The sequence below is a fragment of the Streptosporangium sp. H13245 genome, from assembly GCF_055690525.1.
Window position 1 is genome coordinate 439,301 of the sequence record NZ_JBSZKT010000001.1, and the last position, 23,981, is coordinate 463,281.

Here is a 23,981-nt window from a genome sequence, read left to right on the forward strand (position 1 = left end):
CCGCTCAGCCACCCACCAACACCTCTGACGGAGGCCACCTCATCATGACAGCCATCCTCAGCTACCACGGCAAGCGCTACCGCCTGTACGAGGGCCGCATCCTGCTCAACTGGCACAAGCCCGCCCGGCCCGTCCTGCACCACCGCACCGGCTGCGTGCTGTGCTGCCTGATCCGCGTCACCGCCGGCCCCGGCTCGCCGCCCCGTCACCCCAAGGACTGCACCAACTGCATGACCTGGACCAGCCCGCGCCCCGACCCGTGCTGGTCATGCGGCAAGACCGCGCACTACCTCGACGATGACGACCGCCCCACCCACAAGACCTGCCTGGAAATCGCCATCACCGCCGCCGTTCTCGCCCAGAGCGACCCGGCCACGATCGAAGAGCAGGCCGCGTGAGCGGCTACGCGCCCCCTGGCGCTACCCGCCTGCATATCGTGCCGATGAGCTTTCCCCGCGCGTGCGCATTCGTAGATCTGCATCACCGCCACCACGACCCACCCCAAGGACACAAGCTGTCCTTCGGCGTCGTGGACCCCGATGGGCGCCTGGTCGGGGTGGCCATCGTCGGCCGCCCGGTCAGCCGCGTCTTCGACAACCGCATCACGGTAGAGGCCACCCGGGTAGCCGTTTTGCCTAACACGCCCAACGCCTGCTCCGCACTGATCCGCGCGGCATGGCGCACCTTCCGCAACGCCGGATACCAACGACTGATCACCTACACCCAAGACGGCGAAACCGGCATCAGTCTCCGCGCAGCTGGCCTGCGCCATGTCACCGACCTGCCCGCCCGCCCCGGCTGGGACACCCCCAGCCGCCCACGCGCCGTACGCGGCACCGAGCAGGTAAACCGCCAGCTGTGGGAGATCACCACCGCCGACGCCCCGCCCCTGCCCGTCGAGCTCTGGTGTAACGAAACCCGTAACGAAACTCAGCCCACCAAACGACGCTGCCCCATATGCAAAACCCCCCTGCACGCCCCGCCCACCGGACGCCCACCCCGGTTTTGCTCACCGGCTTGCCGACAAGCCGCCCACCGCGCCCGCACCACAATCACTCGCGCGACGGGAGTAGCCCGATGACCACACTTCGTTCCACGCTGCGCTACGCGCTGGCCGCCGCCGCCCGCGGCTGGCACGTCTTCCCCGTCACGGCCGGCGACAAGGTGCCGCTGACGGGTTTCCGCTGGAAGCAGCACGCCACCACTGACCCCGAGGTGATCCGCCGCATCTGGGCGCGTCAGCCGCTCAACATCGGCATCTCCTGCGGCCCATCGCGCCTGGTGGTGGTGGACCTCGACCTGCCCAAGCCCGGCGAGCAGATCCCCGAGCAGTGGAAGCGGCCCGGTATCAACGACGGCTCAGACGTCTTCGCCCTGCTGTGCGAGGAAGCCGGCCAGCCGATGCCGCTGGAGACCTTCCAGGTCCGCACCCGCCGCGGTGGCCTGCACCTGTACTTCACCGCCCCCAACAACATGGCTTTGACCAACACCTCCGGCGACCAAGGCAACGGGCTCGGCTGGCGGATCGACACCCGCGCCGGGGCCGGCTACGTCGTCGGCCCCGGCAGCTTCGTGGACCTGCCGGACGGCACCGGCACCTACGAGCCGATCCACACCGCTGAGCCCGCGCCGCTGCCCGGCTGGTTGGCCGAGCGGCTGCGCCCCGCCCCGGCGCCGCCGCAACGGCCGGTCGTGCTCACCCTCACCCCTGGCCGCCGCGGCTCCTACCTCGACACCGCGACCCGCGCCAGCCTGGAGGCCATCGCCGCCGCCCCCGAGGGAAGCCTGAACATCACCCTGTGGGGGGCCGCGGTCTCCCTCGGCCAGCTCGTGGCCGGCGGCGCCCTGGACGCCGCCACCACCGAAGACCTGTTGGCCGAGGCCGCCGTCCGCGCCGGCCACCCCGAGATGGCAGCACGCCGCACCATCCAGTCCGGGTTCCGCCGCGGCGCCGACCGGCCCCGGAGCGTGCCCGCATGACCACCACCAACCGTGTCCAAGTCGGCTCCGGCCCCGACACCATCCGCGTGCTCAAAGCCGCGCTGGTGGATGAGCTGCTGCCCGACACCTACGTCTCCGGCGGTGCCCTGGTCCACATGGAGACCATCTCCGGCGGACAGATCAGCCCGGCGGCCGATGAGGACTCGCCGCTGCCGGTCACCGCCAGTCCGCTCAACCCCTCCACCCTGGCCGGACTGCTGGCCGAGCACGCCTACGTCTACCGGATGCGCTCGCGCAAAGACAGCAAAGGCGGAATGGAGTTCTACGAAGAGGAGGTCACCCCACCCCGAGAGATCCTCTCCTCCGTCCTGGCTGGCAAGACCTGGCCCGGCGTGCCGACGCTGCGCGGTGTGATCGGTGCCCCGGTGCTGCGCCGTGACGGCACCTTGCTGCAGCGCCCCGGCTACGATCCGGCCACCGGCCTCTACCTCGCCGCGAAGGTCGCACTGCCGCCGGTGCCCGATGCCCCGAGTGCCGAGCAGGTACACACCGCCCGCGACTTCCTCCTCAACCGCTTCCTGCGCGACTTCCCCTGGGCCAGCGAAGCCGACCGCGCCAACTACCTCGCCCTGCTGGCCACGCCGATCCTGCGGCACTACAGCCGCAGTCTGACCCCGTTCGCCCTCATCGACGCCACCATGCCCGCCTCCGGCAAAAGCATCCTCACCGGCGGCCCCGGCATGCTCTACGGCCAGCGGGTCATGCCCTGGGCCTACGCCGAGGAAGAACTCCGCAAGAGCATCACCGCCGTGTTCGCCGAGCAGGTCGGGGTGGTGGTGTGGGACAACCTCGCCGAAGGCACCGTCATTGACTCACCCACCCTCGCCTTGCTCGTCACCGCTGGCGTCTGGTCCGACCGCCAGCTCGGCGCCTCACGCAACATCGCCACCGTCAACGACCGACTGTGGATGGCCACCGGCAACAACCTCCAAGTCGGAGGCGACATGGCCTCGCGCACCGTGCGCGTTCACCTCGACCCGAACATGCCGCGGCCCGAGCAGCGCGACCAGTCCCGGTTCGGAATCCCGCACCTGGACCAGTGGATCACCACCCCGGCCAACCAACTCACCGTCCTATGGCACCTGCTGATCCTGGTCTTGGACTGGACCGGCCACGGTGCCCCCCGAGCGGCCACGGTGTCGATGCGCCAGTTCACCCCCTGGGCGCAATCCCTGGGCGGTTTCCTGGCCCATCACCACGTTGATGGGTTCCTGGCCAACGCCGCCGATATCCGCGACATCGACGAAGACGAAAGCCGCTGGCGGGCGTTCCTGGCCTGCTGGCACAGCCAGCACGGCTCGGCGCCCATGACCGCCGCCGACCTGCGCCGCTCGGGCGAGCCTTCCCGGATCGGCTTCGACGAACACGACAGTTGGGACGGCCAGTTCATCACCACCGCCACCGGCCGCATGCCCAATGCCCTGGCCCTCGGCCGGCTTCTGACTGGGCAGATCGGCCGGTGGCGCGGTGACTACGTGATCCGCTCGGCCAAGAACGACCGTGGTGACCGAAACACGTTTTGGGTCGAGTGCCACAGCTCCTCCACCCCTCAAAACCGCTGAAACATCTCCGCATCTCCGCAACCAGCCGTTGACCAGCAAAAACTCTTGCGGAGATGCCGATCTGTTATCTCCGCACATCTCCGCATCTCCGCAACTTCTGCGGAGATGGAGGCCATTTGCGGAGATGACCCAATCGGGAAATCTCTATCTCCGCATGCATCATCCCAGCTCAAAGGCGCTTTTGCGGAGATGCGGAGATGCGGAGATGTTTCAGCCCTCCCGACAAGAGCCGCGCCAAAACCACTCCCAGACACCTCACGCTCACCCCGCCACCCCAGAGGGAGAGAGCCCATATGCCCCGGGCCGAAAAGCTCACCATCGCCGACATCTGCGAAGACCTCGACATCAGCCGATCCACCTTCTACGACTGGCGCCAGAAGGGCCGCGCCCCCAAGTGCATGAAGCTCCCCAACGGAGACCTCCGTGTCCGCCGTGCCGACTATGACCGCTGGCTGGCCAGCCTGGAGGACGTCTCCTGATGAACAACACCACGTTCAATGTCCGCATTTACAAGACCGAGAAGCGCAAGAACGGCAAGGGCGTGGTCACCTCCTACCGGGTGCTGTGGCAGACCGATGGAAAGCCCTGGAAGAAGCCGTTCCAGAAGGAAGCGCAAGCGGACGCCTTCCGGAGCGCTCTCGTGACCGCCGCACGCAGAGGAGAGCCGTTCAGCCTGGTCACTGGCGAACCGGTCTCGTGGGCTCGCACAGACAAGCCTGAAATGAGCTGGTACAACTTCGCCTGCAAGTTCGTGGACATGAAGTGGACCGACGCATCCGCCAAGCACCGCGCGGGCATCGCCTACGCGCTGACGCTGGCCACCCCCGCCATGCTCGAGGGCACGGCATGCCCCTACGACGCCAAGGAAGTCCGAACCGCGCTCCGCCGTTGGGGATTCAACACCAAGGAGCGCAAGCACTGTCCGGAGCGGACTCGCGACATTCTCACGTGGGTCGAGCGGAACAGCCTTCCCGTATCCGCTCTCGCCGTTCCGGCGACCGCGCGGGCACTCCTGAACGCCGCCACATCCCGGCTCGACGGAAGGCGGGTAGCGGCCAGCTCGAACCGCCGGCACCGCGTCATCCTCTCCAACGCCCTGGCGTACGGAGTAGAGCTCAAACTGCTCGACAAGAACCCCCTTACGGACCTGAAGTGGAAGACCTCCAAGACTTCGTTCCAGGTAGACCGCCGTTCCGTCGTCAACCCCGACCAGGCCCGCGCCCTGCTCGCCGCCATCAAGAAGCGCAGGCCGAGCGGCTCCCTGCTTATGCCGTTCTTCGCAGCCCTCTACTTCGCGGGTCTGCGCCCGGAGGAAGCCGTCAACCTGCGGGAGAAGGACGTGACCTTGCCCGAGGCTCCGGACACGTGGGGCGAGATCTACCTGATAGCCGCTACGCCAGACGCTGGAAAGGAATGGACCGACTCTGGAGAACAGCGCGACGATCGCAGTCTGAAGCACCGTCCCGAGGGCGAGAGCCGTCCCGTTCCCTGCGCGCCGGAGCTGGTAGCCATCCTGCGCGCCCACCTCGAAGAGCACGGCACTGGCCCCGGCGGTCGGGTCTTTCACGGCGTACAGGGGCGCGTGCTGGCCACGAGCACCATTCAGCGAGTGTGGGACAGGGCTCGCCGGGACGCGCTGAGCACGGAGGAGTACGCCTCACCGCTGGCCAAGCGGCCCTATGACCTTCGGCACGCCTGCCTGTCCACCTGGCTGAACGCGGGAGTCTCGCCGAAGCAGGTGGCCGAGTGGGCAGGCAACAGCGTGGAGGTCCTGCACCGCACCTATGAGAAGTGCCTCGTGGGTCACGATGAGATCGCCATGCGCCGGATCAGTGACGTTCTGCGCCACGGACCGCGGGAACCCATTGGGAAAGATCAGCCGGAGACAGCCGACGACAGCCGGACACAGCCGGACACCGGTACTTGATCCAGAACACGAAAAAGCCCAGGTCATCGTAGTAATGACCTGGGCCTTCGCGCTGTGCGGCCGGAGGTACTCGAAACCCCAACCTTCTGATCCGTAGTCAGATGCTCTATCCATTGAGCTACGGCCGCTCGCTGCGTAAGCAAGCATAGCGGGTTTTGGGCGATGCCTCGAATCGGTTAAACGATCGTCCTCTGATCCGCCCGGCGGTGCCGGGTTCTTCGGTGGGAACGGGGATCCAGCGGGACACGGGAGGGGGTACGGGTCAGGTGGCCTGGAGGATCGAGGTAAGGACACCGGGGAAGCGGATCTCCATCTCGGCCAGGCGGAGTTCGTGGCGGCGGAAGCTGCCTTCCGGGGTGACACGGAGGAGACCGGCCTCGCGGAGGACCTTCAGGTGGTGGGAGAGGGTCGACATGCTCACGGGGACGTCGAACTGGCCGCAGACCACGCCTCCGGCCTCGGCGAGCTGGCGGACGACCGAGAGACGAACCTCGTCGGCGAGGGCGTTGAGCATGCCGGGAAGTGTGACGGAGGCCACGTCGGGATGGTGGAGGGCTCGCATGGGCCGATCCTAGCCAAGGGCTTCGAGACTTTGACAAGCATCGAAATCGGCCACACAATCACGGCACACAATTCGATGGATGTCGAAATCCTTGAGGAGACCTGATGACCCCCGATGACGTGCTCTCCACGACCAGGGCCGTGCGCAGGCGGCTGGATCTCACCCGGCCCGTCCCCCGCGAGCTCGTCGAGGAGTGCCTCAAGCTCGCCGTACAGGCTCCGACCGGGCGCAACCGGCAGCGCTGGCACTTCGTCGTGGTCACCGAGCGGGAACGGCGGGAGCGGATCGCGGAGCTGTGGCGGGAGGGGATGAACCGCCCAGGGACCCCGATGCCGGAGGAGGACGCGCGGCGGGCGTACGCGTTTCCCGGCTCGATGGAACGGGTGTGGGAGGGAGCGGAGCACCTGTATCGGCACATCCACGAGGTTCCGGCGTTTCTCATCCCGTGCATCGCCGGGCGGACCGAGGGGGCGGGCGTGCACGAGCAGGCCAACACCTTCGGCTCGATCATGCCGGCCGTCTGGAGTTTCATGCTGGCCGCGCGGGCCCGGTCGCTGGGCACGGCCTGGCTGGGGCCGCTCCTCCTGGAGCGGGAGGCGGCCGGGGTGCTCGGCATACCGTACGAGAAGGTGATGCAGGTGGCGTTCGTCCCGGTGGCCTACACGATCGGGACCGACTTCAAGCCCGCGCGCAGGGTGCCGATGGAGGAGGTCACGCACTGGGATCGATGGTGATCGCCCTCCCGGCGTCAAGGGTTCTTCCTGCCCTCGGTCTCGGTTTCGTGCTCGGTCTCGTGTTCGGTCTCGTGTTCGTGGGAGACGGGGCATCGTCGGCGCTGATGAGATGCCGACAGGCCGGGATACATCCTTGTGTGTACGGGTGACCCGTCCTGTGCCGGAACCGGGGGCCTCACCGGGGTGATGAGATGGAGGGCATGAGACGAGACGACGCGCTGTGGGCCGCGGCGTGCTTCGTCGGCGGTCTCCTCCTGCTCGCCGCGGACCTCTACCAGCACCGGTGGGCCCCCGCTCCGTTCTTCGTCGGGCCGCTGGCGATCGCGTGCGCGGGGGTCGCGGTGCGGCGGAGCAGGCCACTCCTCTCGCTCGGGCTGGGGGTCGTGGCCTTCCTCGGCGACTTCGCCATGGGCCCGTCCCTGGGTACGGTCCTGATCGTCACGGACAACCTCTACGCGGGGGTGAGGTACGGCCCCCGGGCACTGGGCCGGTGGATGCTCGGCATCACCTCGGTGATGGCCGTCGTGGCGGGCGTGGTCGCGGGGGTCCTCTTGAAGCACTGGGCCGCCGCCGCCATCTTCCTCGTCCAGGGGGGACTGGTCGGGGTGACCCCCGTCCTCACCGCCATACTCATCAGGCAGCTGCAGGACCAGGCGCTGTCCGAACGCGCGAGGGCCGAGCAGGTGGCGCGGCTGGCGGAGCTCGACCGGGCGGCCGCGGTGCAGGCCGAGCGGACCCGGATGGCCCGGGAGCTGCACGACATGATCGCCAACCACTTCAGCGCGATCGCCATCCAGTCCACCGCGGTCCTCTCCCGCAGGGATCTGGACGCGCGGGCCGTACGGGAGGTGCTGGTGTCCATCAGGGAGACCAGCGTCGAGGGCATGGGGGAGATGCGTGCCATGATCGGGCTGCTCCGGCAGGACGGCGAGGAGCCCGAGGCGACCAGGCGGCGGGTGGCCGAGGCCGGAGAGCTGGCCGAACGGGCACGGGAGGCGGGGCTCGACGTCCGGATGCGCGTGGACGGCGACGCCAGGGAGCTCCCCGCCTCGGTCGACCTGGCCGCCTACCGGATCGTCCAGGAATCGCTGACCAACGCGCTCAAGCACGGCGGCAAGGTCGCCGATGTGGTGATCGGCTACCGGCCCGGGCTGGTCACGCTGACCGTGGACAACCCGATCGACGGCGCGGGGCGGGGGCTTCCCGGCGCGGGTGCGGGGATCATCGGCATGCGGGAGCGTACGGTCCTCGTCGGCGGGGTCTTCGAGGCCGGACCGTACGACGACGGCTGGCGCGTCCACGCCGAACTGCCCACCCGGGAGATCGTGTGACGTCCCGGACGCACGGTCGGGGGAAGCCACACGACAGGCCGGGCAACGGGCACGTGAGAACCCCCGCAAGAGCACAAGACCGCCCCGCCAGCTGCCCGAAAGATCGCATGACGTCCCGGACGCACGGTCGGGGGAGGCCACACGACAGGCCGGGCAACGGGCACGTGAGAGCCCCCGCAAGAGCGCAAGACCGTCCGGCCAGCTGCCCGGGAGATCGTATGACCAGCCGCCCGCCCGTCCGGGAGATCACATGACCATTCGAGTTCTCGTCGCCGACGACCACGCGGCGGTTCGTGCCGGGATCGTCCTCATTCTCGACGGCCACGAGGACATCGAGGTCGTCGGCCAGGCCGCCAATGGGGAGCAGGCCGTCGCGATGGCCCGCGACCTCCGTCCAGACGTGGTGCTGATGGACATCCGGATGCCGAAGCTCGACGGGATCTCCGCGACGCGCGAGCTGAGCGGGATCGCCGACGTGCTGATCCTGACCACGTTCGACATCGACGAGTACGTCTTCGGGGCGCTGCGGGCCGGAGCGGCCGGGTTCCTGCTGAAGAACACCGACGCCGACGCCCTGGTGGACGCGCTGCGGGTGGTGGCCAGGGGCGAGGGGCTCATCGCGCCCGCGGTCACCCGGCGGCTGATCTCCGCCTTCGGCGCGTCGGTCCCCGAGCGCAGGTCGTACGAGGTGGGCGCGCTCACCCCGCGCGAGCGCGAGGTGCTGGCCTGCATCGGGCGGGGTCTGTCGAACGCGGAGATCTCCGCCGAACTGGACATGGCGGAGGCGACGACGAAGACCCATGTCAGCCGGTTGCTGAACAAGCTGGGTCTCCGCAGTCGCGTCCAGGCCGCGATCCTGGCTCAGGAGCTCTCCGCCGAGAGGTGACCCGGGGCCTCGGCCGCGAGCCGCCCGGGAGTCTCAGTGGGGAGGTGCCCCGGGGCCTCAGCCAAGAGGTGCCCCGGGGCCTTCGCCGGAAGGTGCGTCAGGGCCTCAGCCGGGAACCTCCGCCGGAAGGTGACCGAAAGCTTCCGCCGCGAGCCGCCCGGGAGTCCTCGTCGGGAGGTGACCAAGAGCCTCCGTAGGGAGCCGCCTGGGAGTCTCCGTCGGGAACCGTCCAAGAGCTTCCATCGGGAATCGCCCGAGGGCTTTCGTCAGGAGTCGCCCGGGAGTCTCCGTCGGAAGGTGAACGGGAGAAGGCGCGCGGTCAGGGGGCAACTGCCGGGACGTGCTAGGTCAGGAGTCCTCCGCCGGGACGTACAGGGAGAGGGTTTCCGCGATGCAGGCCGGTCGCTTGCCGCCCTCGACCTCCACGGTCATGCGTACGTTCGCCAGGTAGCCCGCGGGAGTGCCCTTGAGGTCGACGAACTCGGCTCCGGCGCGGATCCGCGCGCCGACCGGGATCGGCGCGGGGAAGCGGACCTTGTTGAGCCCGTAGTTGATGCCCATGGCCACGTTGCCCACCTGGAACAGCTCGGACATCAGGGAGGGCAGCAGCGACAGGCTCAGGTGTCCGTGGGCGATGGTGGCGCCGAACGGCCCCCGCTTCGCCCGCTCCACGTCCACGTGGATCCACTGGTGGTCGTCGGTCGCGTCGGCGAACAGGTTGACCTGCTCCTGGGTGACCTCGCGCCACTCGGTGTAGCCGAGGTGCTCCCCGACGGCGGACTTGAACTCGATGATGTTGGCGAAAATCCTCATGTCCGGAACTTTATTTCGTTGAGGGTACGGCGAGAAGGTTAACGACCGTGAACTCCTCACCGCCGCCCACCTCCTTCGTCGTGCACGCCGTCGCCTTCCCGGTGGGGACGGGTGCGCCCGACGGGCGGGGAAGGTCGCGGGCGTCGACCGTCTCGCACTCCTCGGTGGTCCCCTTGCCACCGTCCCAGTAGAAGATCGAGCTGGGCGAGGAGGAGATCCCCTTCCCGTAGCTCCCGCCTCCCCCGCGGCTCCGCGATATCCCGGCGGCGAGGCCGGTGACCGGGTCGTACACCGTCAGCAGGGGAACGTACCCGTCCGGCTCCTCGCCGGAGGAGACCCCCATCATCCCGAACCTGTCGACGACTCCTCTCCCGGCGATGAGCCCCGGCAGGAGTTCGCGGTCGGAACCGTCCGGCCGCTGGACCACCGCCTTGTCCCCCCGCATCCCGAAACACCAGACGGGGCCGCACCGGAAGTCGCTCCCCCCTTCCGGGATGTTCACCTCGGTGGTCCGGCCCGTCTCCAAGTTGACCGTCCTGTCCTGGTTACTCGTCCCGCCCTCGAAGCCGACGGCGAGCGGCCAGGTCAGCAGGTGGAGTCCGTCGGTGTTCCGGAGCCTCTCCGGGCGCCCGCCGCCCACCGGCATGCGGTAGATCCCCCCTCCGCTCACCGACCACAGGAGGGAGTCCGAGGTGACGGCGATCCGCGTCACCTTCGACAGGTCCCCCGTGACCTCGCCGACCTGTTTCGCGACGCCGCCGGAGCGGGGAACGACCCAGAAGTCGGCCCACTCGTCGGAGTTGTTGGGAGTCTTCCCCCACCAGGCGATGTAGTCGGACCCCACCTCGAAGTTCTGCACGAAATAGCCCTTCACCCCCGTGACGGGCATGCTCGTGAGAACGGTGCCGCTCCGGCGGACCGTGTCGTACACCTCCAGACGGCCCGTTTTCTCGAACGACGGCTCGGCCGAGAGCAGGAGTTCCGTGGCGCTCAGCCCGGTGACCGGGCGGTATCTCCAGCCGTCCGCGCTCCGGGCGGGAATCGTGGAGACCGCCATGGGCCAGACCTCCTCGGCGGGCCGGACCTCGATCCGCCCGGCCCCTCCCTCCTCCCCCGCTCCGTCCTGGAGCGTGCCCCCGGGCTCTCCGTCCCTCGACGAGGGTGCCGTCCGGGTCACGCTCACGCCCTCTCCGCCCCTGCTGGAGAGGGTGTCCCTGGCCACCGCCATGCCGCCGATCACCGCGACCACTCCGGCGACCGCGAGCGCCGACTGCGCCCGCACCCGCCTGCGCCGTCTGCGCTGCCTGCCGATCGTCACCACCAGGTCCTCGACCGGTTCGGGCGCGGACCGCGCCGCCCTGGTCAGCGTACGGACCAGCGCCTCCTCGTCCCTGAAGTCCCTGGAGTCCCTGAAATCCCCGTGGTCTCCGTGGTCTCCGTGGTCCCCGTGATGGTCTCTGTGGTTCATCACACTCGCTCCCCCTCAAGAGCGGTCGCCCTGATCCTGAGCTTGTCCAGCGCACGGGCCGCCTGGCTGCGCACCGTGCCCCGTGAGACACCGAGGAGATCGGCGATCTCCTGGTCGGAGAGGTCCTCGTAGTAGCGCAGGACCAGTACCGCCCGCTGCTTGGGCGGCAGGAGCTTCAGCTCGTTCCACAGACCGGCGTCGTTCCCGAGCCGATCGTCGACGTAGGCGGCCTCGGGTACCGCCGCGACCAGCCGTTCCCTGCGCAGCCGCCGCCAGACGCTGACGTGCAGGCGGGCCATGGTCGTACGGACGTACCCCTCCGGATCCTCCCTCTTCCTGACCCTCGGCCACGCGTCCCCCAGACGCATGAGGGCCTCCTGTGTCAGGTCGGCGGCGTCCTCGGCGTTCCCGGTGAGTACGTAGCCGTACCGGTACAGCGCCCTGCCCCGCGCGGCGACGAAATCGGTGAACTCCACGCATCCAGGGACGTCTCAGGGACACATTCTGTTGCATCCCTTTTCATTGGATCTCCGGCGTACCGCTTTCCGGTTGGCTTCTGTCGGCTTTTCGTACGGTCCGCATCTTGTTTTCGCTGTACGGCCCGCGACGCAACACCGGCTGTTCACGCGGGTTCCCTAGCGTGCCGCCATGAGACGACGCATGACGATCACCATTGGCGCGGCCGTGCTGGCACTGGCGGTGTCCGCACCGGCGGTGGCCGACCCCGGGCAGCCCGGCTCCGGCCTTCCCGCCGCCGACAACGCCGGGACCCAGCAGGCGGACTCGCAGCGGACGGGTCACCCGGGTTCCGGTCACTCCGGATTCGGGCGCGCCACGCTGACCGGGTTCGCATCCCTGCCCGCGCTGACCTTCGTCCCCGGCAGTGAGCCGTCGGGCTCCAAGCTCGGCACGACTCCCATCAACGGGGTGACCCCGCCGTTCGCCGGGCAGCCGGTGCAGGGCTTCAGCGGCATCGTGCGGCGGCACGACGGCACCTTCGACGTACTGTCCGACAACGGCTTCGGCGCCAAGGACAACAGCGCCGACTTCCTGCTGCGGGTGCACCGGGTGAAGCCCGACTTCCGTCGCGAGAAGGTGAAGGTGCTGGGCGGGTTCAACCTGAGCGACCCCGACAGGCGCGTCACCTGGCCGCTGACCCGGCCGGACCGGAAGCTGACCGGCGCCGACTTCGACGTGGAGTCGATCGTGCGGACCCTCGACGGCACCTACTGGATCGGTGACGAGTTCGGCCCGTTCCTGCTGCACTTCTCCCCCTCGGGCAGGCTGCTTGAGGCCCCGATCCCGCTGCCCGGCGTGAAGGCCCCGGAGAACCCCTCCCTCAACGGCGAGCAGCCGAACCTGGGGCGGAGCAAGGGCTTCGAGGGCATGGCGCGCTCGGTCGACGGCCGCACGCTGTACCCGCTGCTCGAAGGCACCGTGACCGGCGACGCCGCCGGGACGCTGCGGATGAACGAGTTCGACCTGCGCAAGCGGTCCTACACCGGCAAGCGCTGGACCTACACGCTGGAGAGCCCCGACAACGCGATCGGCGACATGATCGCGGTTGACCGGTACCGGTTCCTCGTCATCGAGCGCGACAACCTCCAGGGCGACGCGGCCAAGACCAAGCGCATCTACATGGTGGACACCCGCCACGCGGACCTGCGCAAGACCCTGGTCGCCGACCTGCTCGACCTGGCCAACCCGCGCGGCCTGGGCGGGTTCGGGGAGACCTTCCGCTTCCCGTTCCAGACCATCGAGGACGTCGTGATCCTCGACGACCGGACCCTGGGCGTGCTGGACGACAACAACTTCCCGTCCTCCGCGGGCCGTACGCCGGGCAAGCCCGACAACAACGAGTTCATCACCGTGCGCCTGTCGCGTCCGCTCCAGGCCGACATCCGCGTCTACCTGTAGCGGTTCGCGAGCCCTCCCTCCCCGTTCCCGGCCCTTCCTTCCCGGGCCGCCTCCGGGGAGGGAGGGCTCCTGCTTTTCGGGAGGGCCCGCCGTGATATCGCGGGCGGCCCTGTTTCCGCTACCGTACGAACAACTATGACAAAATCGTAAATAGCAATAGATAAACTCCTATCAGCATTCACGGTGTTATTTATTTGCTCTGCCCCAACCGTTTCAATACGCTATCTCACAGTCCGAGGGGTATCTCCTAGCTGCTGCCACTTATGGGGCAGTGAGGGATATCAGATGTTTTCGGAACCAGAAACGAGATGGGGAAATATCGTGCTTCCTCGAAAGAGCGGACGGACATCGGGGCCGAACTCCGGCAGGCAGGTGGGCGTCCTCGCCATCGCGGCAGTCGCCGGCATCCTCATGACGTCGAACCAGGTACCGGCCAACGCCACCATCGGGCAGGCCCAGACGCTCGGCTCGATCTCACAGCCGAATGCCGACAGCACTCCCGGCGGCCAGTCCTCTCGCCGCCCCGACCCCTCCCGCGACCAGCACCGCGGACGCGAGACGAGGCCCTCCGACAGGTGGCGCGGAAGGTCGCAGCACCACCAGGACCGTCCCAACGACCGCTACCGCGGGCGCAGGGGCGACAACGCGGAGCCCGCCGGGCGCGAACGCCTTTCCCGCTCGGAAAGGATGATGAGGGAGCTCCAGGAGGACCCGTCGTTCCCGGAGATCATCGTCCGCGAGAAGTAGGCCCGCGGTCCACTTCCCGCGTCCCGCCGCAGCGGGGACCGGGGTGACCGGTACGGCACGGCGAGGAAGGCGGCCGGGCGGCCATCGGATGCCGCCGAACGCGCGTGCCGTACCGGCGCCCACCGGTACGGCACACCGCGGGTTCCTCGCTCCCCGTTCCCGTCGCCTGCCGGGAGCCCGTACGCGGGGGTTCGTACGCGGGGGTCCGTACGCGGGAGTCCGTACGCGGGAGTCCGTACGCGGGAGTCCGTACGCGGGAGTCCGTACGCGGGAGTCCGTACGCGGATCTTTGCAGCGGAACGAGCGGGTGGGTCCGGGCCGTCCCCTCGCCCGACGGCCATCCTGAAATCAGCCATTGAACACTATGAACGAGCAATCATTATAAATGTGACTAAATCATAGATGAGGTGTAGGTTTTCCTTCACAACACTGTTTATTTGCTCTTCCTGAACTATGGCCGTGCGTTATCCGCATAAGCCTCGGGTATCTCCTGTCCGCCGTCACTTCCGTGACCGTGCGACAGATCCGAATTGTTTCGGAATTAGCAATGATATGGGGAAATAACGTGCTTCCTCGTAATAGCAGATGGGCGCCAGCCCTTTCCGGTAAGCGCGCCGGCGCTCTGGCCGTCGCGGCGATGGCCGGCATTCTCGTGATGTCGTCGAATCAGGCACCGGCGAACGCCACCGGAGAGACGAACCTTCTCGATTTCGCACCCCACAGCGACAACGGGGACACCGGAGGCACCGGCGGTAAAGGCCGTGCTCGTTCCGCACACCTTGGTGAGAAGCCCATTCTTCGCCCGTGCCGGCCCTGCCGGTGCCCGAGAGGAGCCCGTAACTGCGACTGTTCCCCAGGCGGTCGCGGGAACGGGTGCGGCAGGGACGACCGGGACCGGGACCGGCCGCGAGACCTGGACGACGATGACGACGACGGCAGGGTGATCGCCATCCCCGTGCCGGTCAGGCGCCCCCTCCCTCCCACGGCCACCAGCTCCACCAATGCCGCCGCGCCCGACCTCGCGGGACCCGCTGGGCCTCCCGGACCTGCGGGACCCCCCGGACCTCCCGGACCGGCAGGACCTCCTGGACCGGCGGGACCCCCCGGGCCAGCGGGACCTCCCGGACAGGCAGGACCTCCCGGACCCGGGGGACCCTCGGGACCCGCGGGAGCGGACGGACTGGCCGGAGCTCCCGGAACCCCCGGAGCTCCCGGAACCCCCGGAGCTCCCGGCGCGGACGGATTGGCTGGACCCGCTGGACCGACGGGACCCGCAGGACCGGCGGGCCCGGCTGGACCTGCAGGCCCAGCGGGACCCGCAGGCCCGGCTGGACCCGCGGGACCTGTGGGGGCGACAACGCTCGCGAAGCCGTCCAAGCCCGTGGAATGCGCGATGGCCACTCCCGTGATCGCGCTTCAACCCGTGTGCGCCGTCACCGCCGTCGGCATCCCGGTGGTTCCTGTCGGCATTCAGGTGGCCCCCGTCGACATCCAACTGGCCCCTGTCGACCTCGCCGGGCCTCTCTGCCTGCCCGGTGACTTCAGCACCGTCGGCTTTCTCAGCGCATCAGAAACCGCCGGATGCGTGTAACCCGCGGGGAAACCCGCACGGAACAGGACGCGAGCCGCTTCGGTACGGGCACGACCTCGCGAAATCCGTACGGCCCCGGATCGTGCCGTCACAAACCCGGGTGACGGCACGGACGTAGCAGGCGCGGCCACCGCGTGATCCTACGGAAAACGAAGATCACGCGGTGGCCGTACCGGCGGCCGGGCGTCATCGTCTCCAAGAACATGACAAGTCGGCCCCAAGGTGGCTCTCGCAGACTGTGTCCGCCAACCCCGGCACCGGACGAGAGATGCTCACGATGAATGCCACAGACCGCCCGTACACCCACGAGATGGTGATAGTCCACCGCGTCTTCCGGCGAGAGTCCGGTTTGATGCCGAGGTTCGTCCGGGCGGTGCCCGAGGGCGACACGGCTCGCGCGGCCGAGATCGCCGAGCACTACCTCGACTACGCCGAGGGCCTGCACCACCACCACGCCGCCGAGGACGAGCTGGTGTGGCCGCTGCTGCTGCCGAGGGTCCGGCTGGAGGCCGACATGGTGGTGCGGATGGAGGACCAGCACCGGCGGATCGACGAGACCCTGACCCTGATCGCCGAGATACTGCCCGAGTGGCGGCTCACGGCCTCGAAGGGGACCGGCGAGAAACTCGCGATCGCGATGGAGGAGCACCGCGCCGCCCTGGTCGAGCATCTGGACGACGAGGAGCGGTACGTGCTCGCGCTCATCGCCGAGCACATGTCGGTCGCGGAGTGGGAGGCCGTCGGCGCACGCGCGGTGGGACAGATCGCCAAGGAGAAACTGCTGCTCTCGATAGGCGCGATCCTGGAGGAGGCCACCCCGGAGGAGCACCGGTTCTTCCTCGGCAAGCTACCGGCCGTCGCCCGGCTGCTGTGGAGAACCGTCGGCCGTCGCCAGTACGCCAAGCAGGTGCGAAACCTCCGAGGCCCCCTACCGGCGTGAACCCGGCCGGGTCCCCCCCGGCACCCGGCGAACCCCCGCCCCGGCTCAGGGGGCTCCTGCCTCACTCCCTGGCGCGGGGAAGGACGGCCGTCATGACCAGGCCGCCGCCTCCGCGCGGGCGGGCCGTGACGTCGCCGCCGTGGGCCCGTGCCACGGAACGGACGATGGACAGGCCCAGTCCCGCGCTCTTCGCCGTGACCAGGCGGTCGGCGCCCAGGCGGCGGAAGGGTTTGAAGAGTTCCGGGATGTCGTAGGGCGGTACGGCGGGCCCGGTGTTGCTGACCTCCACCTCGACGCGTCCGTCGGGCACGGTACGGCTGACGACCCGCACCCAGCCGGTGCCGTCGCCGATGTTGTGCCGGATCCCGTTCTCGACCAGATTGTGCACCAGGCGTTCGAGCAGGAGCGCGTCCCCGCTGGTGGGCGCGGGGCCCGCCGCCTCGTGCACGGTGATCTTCGCGTCCTCCGCCAGCTGGGCGGTCTGCGCGATCACGTGGGAGACCACGTCGGCCATGTCCACCGGTGACCGGTCGGCGATCTCGTGCTCGGCGCGGGCCAGCAGCAGCAGTCCCGAGATGAGCTGCTCGTGCCGGGTGTTGATCTCCAGCAGGCTCTCGCCGAGCTGCTTGACGTCGGACGACGCCGCCCTGCGGTGCATGGCCAGCTCGACCAGCGCCCGGTTGAGCGTCAGCGGCGTGCGAAGCTCGTGCGAGGCGTTGGCGACGAACCGGCGTTGACCGTCGAAGGAGTGGTCGAGCCGCTCGACCATGGTGTCGAAGGCGTCGGCGAGCTCCTTCACCTCGTCCTGCGTCCCGCGCAGGGCGATCCGCGCGTGCAGGCCGTGGTCGGCGACCGTGGCGGCCGCGATCCGCCGCGCCGTGTCGGTCACCCGGTGCAGCGGGGCGAGCACCCGCCCCGCGACCACCCACCCGAGGCCCGCGGCGACGGCACCGACCACGGCCAGCGCGACCGCCCCCTGGGTGAGCAGCGAGGTGGTCGCGGCACTACGCAGATCCTCCTCCTGCAGCTGCATCCACTTGATCGCCTCGGGGCCCGTGAACACCTGGCCGTTCGTGTGGATGAGGAAAAGTTCGTTCCTGCGCCCCTCGGGTGCCTCGTACCTTCTGGCGAAGGACTCCGACAGCTGCTGGTTGAACAGCAGGTAGGTGACGCCGAGCAGCGTCAGGCCCGCGGCGAGGAACAGGGCGCCGTACACGAGGGTGAGCCGGGTCCTCAGCATGAGGCGCGGCAACCTGTCGGTGATCATGCGATCCGGTACCCCTCGCCCGGCATCGTCTCGACGACGGGCGGCTCCCCGAGCTTGCGCCGGAGTTTGAGGATGGTGAGGCGCACCACGCCGGTGAACGGGTCGGCGTGCTCGTCCCACGCCTTCTCCAGCAGCCGTTCTGCGGAGACGAGCGCCCCCTCGGCGCGCAGCAGTTCGGTCAGGACGGCGAACTCCTTCTTCGACAGCGGCACGTACCGCCCGTTCCTGAACACCTCCCGGCGCGCGGGGTCGAGGGTGATCCCGGCCCGCCGCAGCACCGGCGGCACGGCCGGACGCGAGCGCCGTCCCAGTGCCAGGACACGGGCGGCGAGTTCGGCGAAGGCGAACGGCTTGGCCAGGTAGTCGTCGGCCCCCAGGGACAGTCCGTCCACCCGGTCACCGATCTCCGCGGCGGCGGTGAGCATCAGCACCCGCGCGGTCGACTCCGACGCGACCAGTTCCCTGCAGACGTCGTCACCGTGCACGAGGGGCAGGTCGCGGTCGAGAACGACCACGTCGTAGTCGTTGACCGCGATGCGTTCCAGCGCCGCCTCGCCGTCGTGGGCGGTGTCCACCGCGTGCGTCTCGCCGCGCAACCACTCGGCTATCGCGTCGGCCAGCATGTGCTCGTCCTCCACCACCAGTACTCGCATCGCGTTCTCACGCCCCCTCGTCGTGTACGGACGAGGCGATCCCGTCGCGTACGGACGAGGTGATGGTGACGTACGGGGTGTTTGCTCGCCGTTAGCGCCGACGGAAACGCGACCGAAACGCGCTCGCCTGTTGCATCACCTCTCGAACGGCCGGTGAGAAACCGGCCGCCGGAGGAGGAGAAGACCATGAGAGTTCTTGGCGCGCTGGCGCTCGCCCTGGTCCTGACGGGGTGCGGTACGTCCGGCAACGGCGGGGACGGCGGGGACGTGGCGTCCGCGGGCGGCGGTGGTGGCGGTAAGCCCGCCGCGAGCAGCGCCGCGCCGAGCCTGGGCCAGCACGAGAAGGGTCTCAAGTTCGCGCAGTGCATGCGGGAGAACGGCGTCGACATGGCGGACCCCGAGCCCGGCAAGGGCGTCACCATCCGGATCGACAAGAGCGTCGGCAAGGAGACGGTGGACAAGGCCACGGCGGCCTGCAAGGAGTTCTCCCCGATGGGCGGGAACGGACCGGGCGGGGCGGACCCGCGAAGGGCCGAATCGGTACGCAAGTTCGCGCAGTGCATGCGGGACAACGGCGTGGAGGACTTCCCGGACCCCGAGGGGGGCAACCTGCGGGTGACCGGGGCCGTCGGCGAGGACCCGGACTTCCAGGCGGCGCAGGAGAAGTGCGCGAAGCAGTTCCTGCCCGAGGCGGGCCAGGGAGGCTCCTGATGCGCGCGGCCACGCTTCTCCCGAGACGCGCTCATCCTCGTAGGGGACTCCTGACGCACACGACCACGTCCCCCCTGGAACGCGATCACCGTCGGGGAGGCTCCTGATGGGTGCGGCCCCCCTTGGCGACGGGACGGATCCGGACGCGTCCTCTTCCCCCTCGCGGCGGCGGCGCGGCCTCGGCCGTGGCAAGAAGATCGCCGGACTGGTCGTCGCGGTCGTCGTCCTCGGAACGGCCGCCGCGACCACGAGCGGCATGGTCGGCCCGGGTGGCACCGGAACGGACAAAACGGCGGGCGTCCTGCCTCCGGCGACCAGCCAGGTGAAGCGGCAGACGCTCACCGACACGCGGGACGCCGACGGCGAGCTCGGTTACGGCCCGGCCACCACCGCGGTGAGCCGTCAGCCCGGCACGGTCACCTGGCTCCCGGACAGCGACGCCCGGATCACTCGCGGCAAACCGCTCTACAGGGTAGACAACAAACCGGTGGTGCTGATGTACGGCTCGACACCGGCCTATCGCGACCTGCGCGTCGGCACCGAGGGGCCGGACGTCAGGCGCCTGGAGCGCAACCTCCGCGAGCTGGGCTACACCGGCTTCACCGTGGACGACGAGTACACCGGCGCCACCGCCGAGGCGGTGGCGCGATGGCAGGACGACCGGGGCCTGGAGGAGACCGGCGTCGTCGAGCTCGGCCGGGTCGTCTTCGCCAACGGCAGGGTCCGGGTGGACAGCCTGGAGGCCGAGGCGGGCCAGCCCGTCGCCCCCGGTCAGAAGGTGCTGACCTACACCGGCACCACCAAGGTGGTCACCGTCCAGCTGGGGGCGGAAGACCGGCGGATGGCGAAGAAGGGGTCCAAGGTGTCGGTCACCATGCCCGACGGCAAAAGCGTGACCGGCAAGGTCACCGAGGTCGCCACGATCATCGAACCCGGAGAGGGCCCGGACGCGGACCCGGAGACGAGACTTGAGGCGCTCGTCTCCCTCGGCCGCCAGAAGGCGGCGACCGGCCTCGACCGGGCCGCGGTGGACGTGACCTTCACGGCGTCCAGGCGCGAGGACGTGCTGACCGTACCGGTCTCCGCGCTCGTGGCGCTGCGGGAGGGCGGATTCGGCGTCGAGGTCGTCGAGGGCACCGGGTCCCGCTACCTCACGGTGAGAACGGGCCTGTTCTCCGGCGGCCGGGTCGAGATCTCCGGGGACGGCCTCACCGAGGGCATGACCGTCGGGATGCCGAAATGATCTCGTTGTCGGATGTGACCAGGATCTATCCCGGCGGGGTCACCGCGCTGGCCTCGGTCTCCCTGGAGATCGGGCGTGGCGAGCTCGTCGCCATCGCGGGCCCCTCCGGCTCGGGCAAGTCGACCATGCTCAACGTCGTCGGCACACTCGACCGCCCCTCCTCGGGAACCGTGCGCATCGACGGGTACGACGTCTCGAAACTGTCGGACGGCGGGCTCTCGGCGTTGCGGGCGACACGGATCGGCTTCGTCTTCCAGCACTTCCACCTCGCCACCGGTGTCCCGGCGCTGGACAACGTGGCCGACGGTCTCCTCTACACCGGCCTCAGCCTGTCCGAACGACGGCACCGGGCGTCGGCCGCGCTGGAACGGGTCGGGCTCGGCCATCGCCTCGACCACGAGCCGCACGAGCTGTCCGGCGGTGAGCGGCAGCGCGTCGCCATCGCCCGAGCCGTGGCCGGGGACCCCCCGCTGCTCCTCGCCGACGAGCCGACCGGCGCCCTGGACTCCGTCTCAGGAGCCGGGGTGATGGAGCTGCTGCGCGATCTGAACGCCTCGGGCACCACCATCGTGATCATCACGCACGACCGGGAGATCGCCGCGAGCCTGCCCCGGCAGGTACGGATGCGCGACGGCCGGATCGTCTCCGACTCCGTCTCAAAGCTGGTGATCGGCTCGGATCAGGCGACCGGCTCAGGCTCCCCGCTCTCCCCACCCTCCCCGACGTCGGTGACCCCGGCGGCCGGGTCACCGTGGCGTGCCGGATCCGGGGTGACGTGATGGCCGTGATCGACCGGGCGGACCCGCCGAAACTGGTCCCGGCCAGGATGCGGGCGCGCGACGTGATGCGGGTCGGCGCGGTCGGCCTGCGTACCCGCCCGCTGCGGGCGTTCCTGTCCGCGCTCGGAGTGGCCATCGGCATCGCCGCGATGGTCGGCGTGGTCGGCATCTCGTCCTCGTCGGGGGCCGAACTCGACCGTACGCTCTCGGCACTGGGCACGAACCTGCTCACCGTCTCGTCCGGCCGGACGCTGCTGGGCGAGACGGCCAGGATGCCGGTGGACGCCGAGGCGATGATCGAGCGGATCGGCCCCGTGGAGTCCGTCTCCGCGGCCGGGCGCGTCGGCGACGCCAAGGTCTACCGGTCCGAGGAGATCTCCGAGGCGCAGACCGGGGGGATCTCCACCCACGCCGCCCGCCTCGACCTCCTGTCCACGGTGGGCGCGACGGTACGCAGCGGCACCTGGCTCAACGGGGCCACCGAACGCTACCCGGCCGTGGTGCTCGGATCACGGGCGGCGGAACGGCTCGGGGTGGGCGCGGCGGCCCCCGACGCCCAGGTGGTCGTCGGAGGCGTACGGTTCACCGTCGTCGGGATCCTCGCCCCGATACCGCTCGCCACCGAGCTGGACGACGCGGCGCTGGTCGGCTGGCCGGTCGCGGAGACGGCACTCGACTTCGACGGGCACCCCACGACCCTCTACACCCGCTCCGACGAGTCGAGGCTGGAGACCGTCCGCTCGGTCCTGGCCGGTACGGCGAACCCGCAGGCGCCCAACGAGGTCGAGGTCTCGCGCCCGTCCGACGCGCTCGCCGCCAAGCAGGCCACCAGCCAGGCGTTCACCGGGCTCCTCCTCGGGGTCGGCGCGGTCGCGCTGCTCGTCGGCGGCGTCGGGGTGGCCAACACCATGGTCATCTCGGTGCTGGAGCGGCGCCCCGAGATCGGCCTGCGCCGCTCGCTCGGCGCGACACGCGGGCAGATCCGCACGCAGTTCCTCGCGGAGTCGCTGCTGCTCTCGGCCCTGGGCGGGGCGGGCGGGATCTTCCTCGGCACCGGCGTCACCGCCGGATACGCGCTCTACCAGGGCTGGCCGGTCGTGCTCCCCACCTGGGCGACGATCGGCGGCCTCGCGACGACCCTGGTCATCGGCGCCCTCGCCGGCCTCTACCCCGCCGTCCGCGCCTCCCGGCTCTCCCCGACGGAGGCACTCGCCACCCCGTAGAACGCGCCCGTCCCCGTCATGGGGAGACCACCGACGTACGCGTTCAGGACGACACACCGCTCACCGAAAGGACTCCTGAGATCGAACGGACCCGTCCGACCTTCGATGATCAGCCCGTCGCCTCATCGGTGCGTGATCGAACGGGCCATGACGGACCCGCCCGACCTTCGCCGATCAGCCCGTCGCCTCATCGGTGCGTGGTGGCTAGAAGCCCCGGCACTGGTCTTCCCTGTTGCCTCCGACGGCGTTGGCCTTCCCGGTCGGCGCCGGTCGGTTCTCCTTGCACTGGAGGTTGCCCTTGATCGTGTTCCGGCTGATCTGCGCGCCACCTCGGTTGCCGACCACCTGGACGCTGCCGCCGACCCGGTTGCCGTTCGCCCTGAGGTAGCGGCTGTTGGCGTCGTACTGGATGTCGGCGTTGATCCGCGACGACTCGACGGTGGCCGCGCCGCCCTGCTTCACCTGGACACTGCCGACGACGACCGACCCGCCGACGACCGAGACACCGGCGGCTCCCTCGGCCTGGACGTTGCCGCCGACGTGCACTCCGCGGGCGACGAGGGTCGCGTTCCTCTCGACCTTGAGGGTGCCCTTGACCCGGGTTCCCCTGAGCGTGCAGGTGGCACCCTGCGGCACGCGTACGTTGTCGAGGGTCACCGCGCCGAGGGTGCCGCGGCAGGCGCGCTCCTCGGCCGCCGCCGGGGTGGCGACGACCACCGCTCCGACGGCGGTACCGAGGACGGCTCCGGCCAGTGCCATTCTGATCCTGCTCATGTCGTTCCTCCGTCAGCTCCGGCCCGAGCGGTTACCCGGCCCAACACGAAGCATCACGACCGGCGGTGAGGCGACCCTGAGGCCGACATGAGAGTCCTTTCATCGAAGACGCGCCGCGTCTCCGGCGTCAGCCCTCAGAACGCTCCCCGGTGACGTACGCGTCATGGCCGGGCGGTCGAGGTCGGCTGTCGCTCACTCGCCGATCTTCTTCGCGTACAGGGTGATCAGCGTGTCGGCCGTCACCCTCTGCCCCGCCGCCGGAGTCTGCCTGGTCACCACCCAGTTGCGGTCGGACACCTGGAAGCGGTTCTGCCCGGTGGCGTCCTTGTCGTTCAGGATGTAGAACCCGGCGGCCTGCATGGTGTCCTGCCCTTCCTGCAGGTTCATCCCGACGACGTCCGGCAGGGCCTTCTTCTCCCCCGGCTCTTCCTTCTCGGTGGGAACAGGTTCCTGCTCGGTCGGCTCGGGCCCCTTCTCCACGGGTGCCGGCGCGGTGACGGTCACGGCGGGCGCGGTGACCGTCACGACGGGTGCCGCGGCGCCCTCCCCCGTCCCGCACCCGGCGAGAGCGGCGACGAACACGGCGACGACGATCGAGCTGGTGATTCTCATACGAGCGCTCCTGTGCTGTGGCGGACGGGCAGGTACGGACGGTGACCGGTGCACAGGGCTCCGGGAAACCCGCGACAGCGGAGTGCCGGTCCTCCGGTGGAGGCACCGTCATGTCCATGGCACCACGCGGACACCGGTTCCACACCGATGGAACGCGACGTGTCCCGGATGGGACAGGGGCGCAGGTAGCTGTTCCATGACGGGTGTTCCCAAGGGGACACCCGAAAGAAACTCACGGGT

25 protein-coding genes and 1 tRNA gene are annotated in these 23,981 nt (G+C 69.5%); 17 read left to right on the plus strand and 9 right to left on the minus strand.

Annotation, left to right across the window (positions count from 1 at the left end):
- The first annotated feature begins 44 nt into the window (after window positions 1-44).
- From ACW9TB_RS02075 to ACW9TB_RS02100, 6 genes are all read left to right on the plus strand, one after another.
- Window positions 45-398 carry a hypothetical protein gene (locus ACW9TB_RS02075; RefSeq protein WP_472746174.1) on the plus strand — a complete coding sequence of 118 codons (354 nt, stop codon included), beginning with the start codon at window positions 45-47 and terminating at the stop codon, window positions 396-398.
- Entirely contained in the window at window positions 395-1,081 is a 687-nt protein-coding gene (locus tag ACW9TB_RS02080; RefSeq protein WP_472746175.1) for an XF1762 family protein, read from the plus strand. The genes ACW9TB_RS02075 and ACW9TB_RS02080 overlap by 4 nt, the downstream gene beginning before the upstream one ends.
- Window positions 1,078-1,980, plus strand: coding sequence for a bifunctional DNA primase/polymerase (locus tag ACW9TB_RS02085; protein ID WP_472746176.1), 903 nt, complete (start codon window positions 1,078-1,080; stop codon window positions 1,978-1,980). Before ACW9TB_RS02080 ends, ACW9TB_RS02085 begins: the two co-directional genes overlap by 4 nt.
- The gene (locus ACW9TB_RS02090) at window positions 1,977-3,563 is read left to right on the plus strand and encodes a hypothetical protein (protein WP_472746177.1); all 1,587 of its coding nucleotides are present in this window, start codon (window positions 1,977-1,979) and stop codon (window positions 3,561-3,563) included. Before ACW9TB_RS02085 ends, ACW9TB_RS02090 begins: the two co-directional genes overlap by 4 nt.
- A 293-nt stretch (window positions 3,564-3,856) precedes the next feature.
- Window positions 3,857-4,042 carry a helix-turn-helix transcriptional regulator gene (locus ACW9TB_RS02095; protein ID WP_362794776.1) on the plus strand — a complete coding sequence of 62 codons (186 nt, stop codon included), beginning with the start codon at window positions 3,857-3,859 and terminating at the stop codon, window positions 4,040-4,042.
- Complete coding sequence (locus ACW9TB_RS02100; RefSeq protein ID WP_472746178.1) at window positions 4,042-5,490, plus strand: tyrosine-type recombinase/integrase; 1,449 nt, start codon at window positions 4,042-4,044, stop codon at window positions 5,488-5,490. Before ACW9TB_RS02095 ends, ACW9TB_RS02100 begins: the two co-directional genes overlap by 1 nt.
- A 55-nt stretch (window positions 5,491-5,545) precedes the next feature.
- Here ACW9TB_RS02100 and ACW9TB_RS02105 read toward each other — a convergent pair.
- Together ACW9TB_RS02105 and ACW9TB_RS02110 are read right to left on the minus strand one after the other, a co-directional pair.
- Window positions 5,546-5,618: transfer RNA gene (locus tag ACW9TB_RS02105), tRNA-Arg, on the minus strand.
- A 134-nt stretch (window positions 5,619-5,752) separates the two neighbouring features.
- Window positions 5,753-6,052 (minus strand): ArsR/SmtB family transcription factor, encoded by a 300-nt coding sequence (locus ACW9TB_RS02110; RefSeq protein ID WP_472746179.1) that lies wholly within the window; start codon window positions 6,050-6,052, stop codon window positions 5,753-5,755.
- Between the two features lie 104 nt (window positions 6,053-6,156).
- Between ACW9TB_RS02110 and ACW9TB_RS02115 the strand changes: the two genes are divergently transcribed.
- The 3 genes from ACW9TB_RS02115 (at window position 6,157) to ACW9TB_RS02125 (ending at window position 9,003) form a co-directional block, all read left to right on the plus strand.
- Window positions 6,157-6,786 carry a nitroreductase family protein gene (locus ACW9TB_RS02115; RefSeq protein WP_472746180.1) on the plus strand — a complete coding sequence of 210 codons (630 nt, stop codon included), beginning with the start codon at window positions 6,157-6,159 and terminating at the stop codon, window positions 6,784-6,786.
- A 200-nt stretch (window positions 6,787-6,986) separates the two neighbouring features.
- On the plus strand, window positions 6,987-8,117 hold the full coding sequence (locus ACW9TB_RS02120; RefSeq protein WP_472746181.1) for a sensor histidine kinase: 1,131 nt from the start codon (window positions 6,987-6,989) through the stop codon (window positions 8,115-8,117).
- A gap of 250 nt (window positions 8,118-8,367) precedes the next feature.
- A complete protein-coding gene (locus ACW9TB_RS02125; protein ID WP_472746182.1) occupies window positions 8,368-9,003 on the plus strand; it encodes a response regulator in 636 nt (211 codons plus the stop codon).
- 348 nt (window positions 9,004-9,351) lie between these two features.
- Here ACW9TB_RS02125 and ACW9TB_RS02130 read toward each other — a convergent pair whose 3' ends face one another.
- From ACW9TB_RS02130 to ACW9TB_RS02140, 3 genes are read right to left on the minus strand one after another with little or no spacing between them, the layout of a single operon-like run.
- Window positions 9,352-9,816, minus strand: a complete 465-nt coding sequence (locus ACW9TB_RS02130; RefSeq protein ID WP_472746183.1) for a MaoC family dehydratase — start codon at window positions 9,814-9,816, stop codon at window positions 9,352-9,354.
- Window positions 9,817-9,826: 10 nt separating this feature from the next.
- Window positions 9,827-11,284, minus strand: a complete 1,458-nt coding sequence (locus ACW9TB_RS02135; RefSeq protein ID WP_472746184.1) for a hypothetical protein — start codon at window positions 11,282-11,284, stop codon at window positions 9,827-9,829.
- Window positions 11,284-11,760, minus strand: a complete 477-nt coding sequence (locus ACW9TB_RS02140) for a SigE family RNA polymerase sigma factor (protein ID WP_472746185.1) — start codon at window positions 11,758-11,760, stop codon at window positions 11,284-11,286. The genes ACW9TB_RS02135 and ACW9TB_RS02140 overlap by 1 nt, the downstream gene beginning before the upstream one ends.
- Before the next feature lie 184 nt (window positions 11,761-11,944).
- Between ACW9TB_RS02140 and ACW9TB_RS02145 the strand changes: the two genes are divergently transcribed.
- The 4 genes from ACW9TB_RS02145 (at window position 11,945) to ACW9TB_RS02160 (ending at window position 16,479) form a co-directional block, all read left to right on the plus strand.
- On the plus strand, window positions 11,945-13,201 hold the full coding sequence (locus ACW9TB_RS02145; RefSeq protein WP_472746186.1) for an esterase-like activity of phytase family protein: 1,257 nt from the start codon (window positions 11,945-11,947) through the stop codon (window positions 13,199-13,201).
- 321 nt (window positions 13,202-13,522) lie between these two features.
- The gene (locus tag ACW9TB_RS02150) at window positions 13,523-13,948 is read left to right on the plus strand and encodes a hypothetical protein (protein ID WP_472746187.1); all 426 of its coding nucleotides are present in this window, start codon (window positions 13,523-13,525) and stop codon (window positions 13,946-13,948) included.
- Window positions 13,949-15,341: 1,393 nt separating this feature from the next.
- The gene (locus tag ACW9TB_RS02155; RefSeq protein ID WP_472746188.1) at window positions 15,342-15,539 is read left to right on the plus strand and encodes a hypothetical protein; all 198 of its coding nucleotides are present in this window, start codon (window positions 15,342-15,344) and stop codon (window positions 15,537-15,539) included.
- Between the two features lie 310 nt (window positions 15,540-15,849).
- Window positions 15,850-16,479 (plus strand): hemerythrin domain-containing protein, encoded by a 630-nt coding sequence (locus ACW9TB_RS02160; RefSeq protein WP_472746525.1) that lies wholly within the window; start codon window positions 15,850-15,852, stop codon window positions 16,477-16,479.
- Between the two features lie 61 nt (window positions 16,480-16,540).
- Here the strand turns inward: ACW9TB_RS02160 and ACW9TB_RS02165 are convergent, their stop codons facing one another.
- Both ACW9TB_RS02165 and ACW9TB_RS02170 read right to left on the minus strand, forming a co-directional pair.
- Window positions 16,541-17,746 (minus strand): sensor histidine kinase, encoded by a 1,206-nt coding sequence (locus ACW9TB_RS02165; protein ID WP_472746189.1) that lies wholly within the window; start codon window positions 17,744-17,746, stop codon window positions 16,541-16,543.
- Window positions 17,743-18,399 carry a response regulator transcription factor gene (locus ACW9TB_RS02170; protein ID WP_472746190.1) on the minus strand — a complete coding sequence of 219 codons (657 nt, stop codon included), beginning with the start codon at window positions 18,397-18,399 and terminating at the stop codon, window positions 17,743-17,745. The genes ACW9TB_RS02165 and ACW9TB_RS02170 overlap by 4 nt, the downstream gene beginning before the upstream one ends.
- 186 nt (window positions 18,400-18,585) lie before the next feature.
- Between ACW9TB_RS02170 and ACW9TB_RS02175 the strand changes: the two genes are divergently transcribed.
- The 4 genes from ACW9TB_RS02175 to ACW9TB_RS02190 all read left to right on the plus strand — a co-directional run bounded on the left by ACW9TB_RS02175 (window position 18,586) and on the right by ACW9TB_RS02190 (window position 22,355).
- On the plus strand, window positions 18,586-19,110 hold the full coding sequence (locus tag ACW9TB_RS02175; protein WP_472746191.1) for a hypothetical protein: 525 nt from the start codon (window positions 18,586-18,588) through the stop codon (window positions 19,108-19,110).
- 106 nt (window positions 19,111-19,216) lie between these two features.
- On the plus strand, window positions 19,217-20,353 hold the full coding sequence (locus ACW9TB_RS02180; RefSeq protein ID WP_472746192.1) for an efflux RND transporter periplasmic adaptor subunit: 1,137 nt from the start codon (window positions 19,217-19,219) through the stop codon (window positions 20,351-20,353).
- Complete coding sequence (locus tag ACW9TB_RS02185) at window positions 20,350-21,132, plus strand: ABC transporter ATP-binding protein (protein ID WP_472746193.1); 783 nt, start codon at window positions 20,350-20,352, stop codon at window positions 21,130-21,132. Before ACW9TB_RS02180 ends, ACW9TB_RS02185 begins: the two co-directional genes overlap by 4 nt.
- Window positions 21,132-22,355 (plus strand): ABC transporter permease, encoded by a 1,224-nt coding sequence (locus ACW9TB_RS02190; protein ID WP_472746194.1) that lies wholly within the window; start codon window positions 21,132-21,134, stop codon window positions 22,353-22,355. Before ACW9TB_RS02185 ends, ACW9TB_RS02190 begins: the two co-directional genes overlap by 1 nt.
- 204 nt (window positions 22,356-22,559) lie before the next feature.
- On the opposite strand, the gene ACW9TB_RS02195 is transcribed toward ACW9TB_RS02190, so the two are convergent.
- Entirely contained in the window at window positions 22,560-23,129 is a 570-nt protein-coding gene (locus ACW9TB_RS02195) for a hypothetical protein (RefSeq protein ID WP_472746195.1), read from the minus strand.
- A 192-nt stretch (window positions 23,130-23,321) separates the two neighbouring features.
- Entirely contained in the window at window positions 23,322-23,741 is a 420-nt protein-coding gene (locus tag ACW9TB_RS02200; protein WP_472746196.1) for a PASTA domain-containing protein, read from the minus strand.
- Window positions 23,742-23,981: the final 240 nt, after the last annotated feature.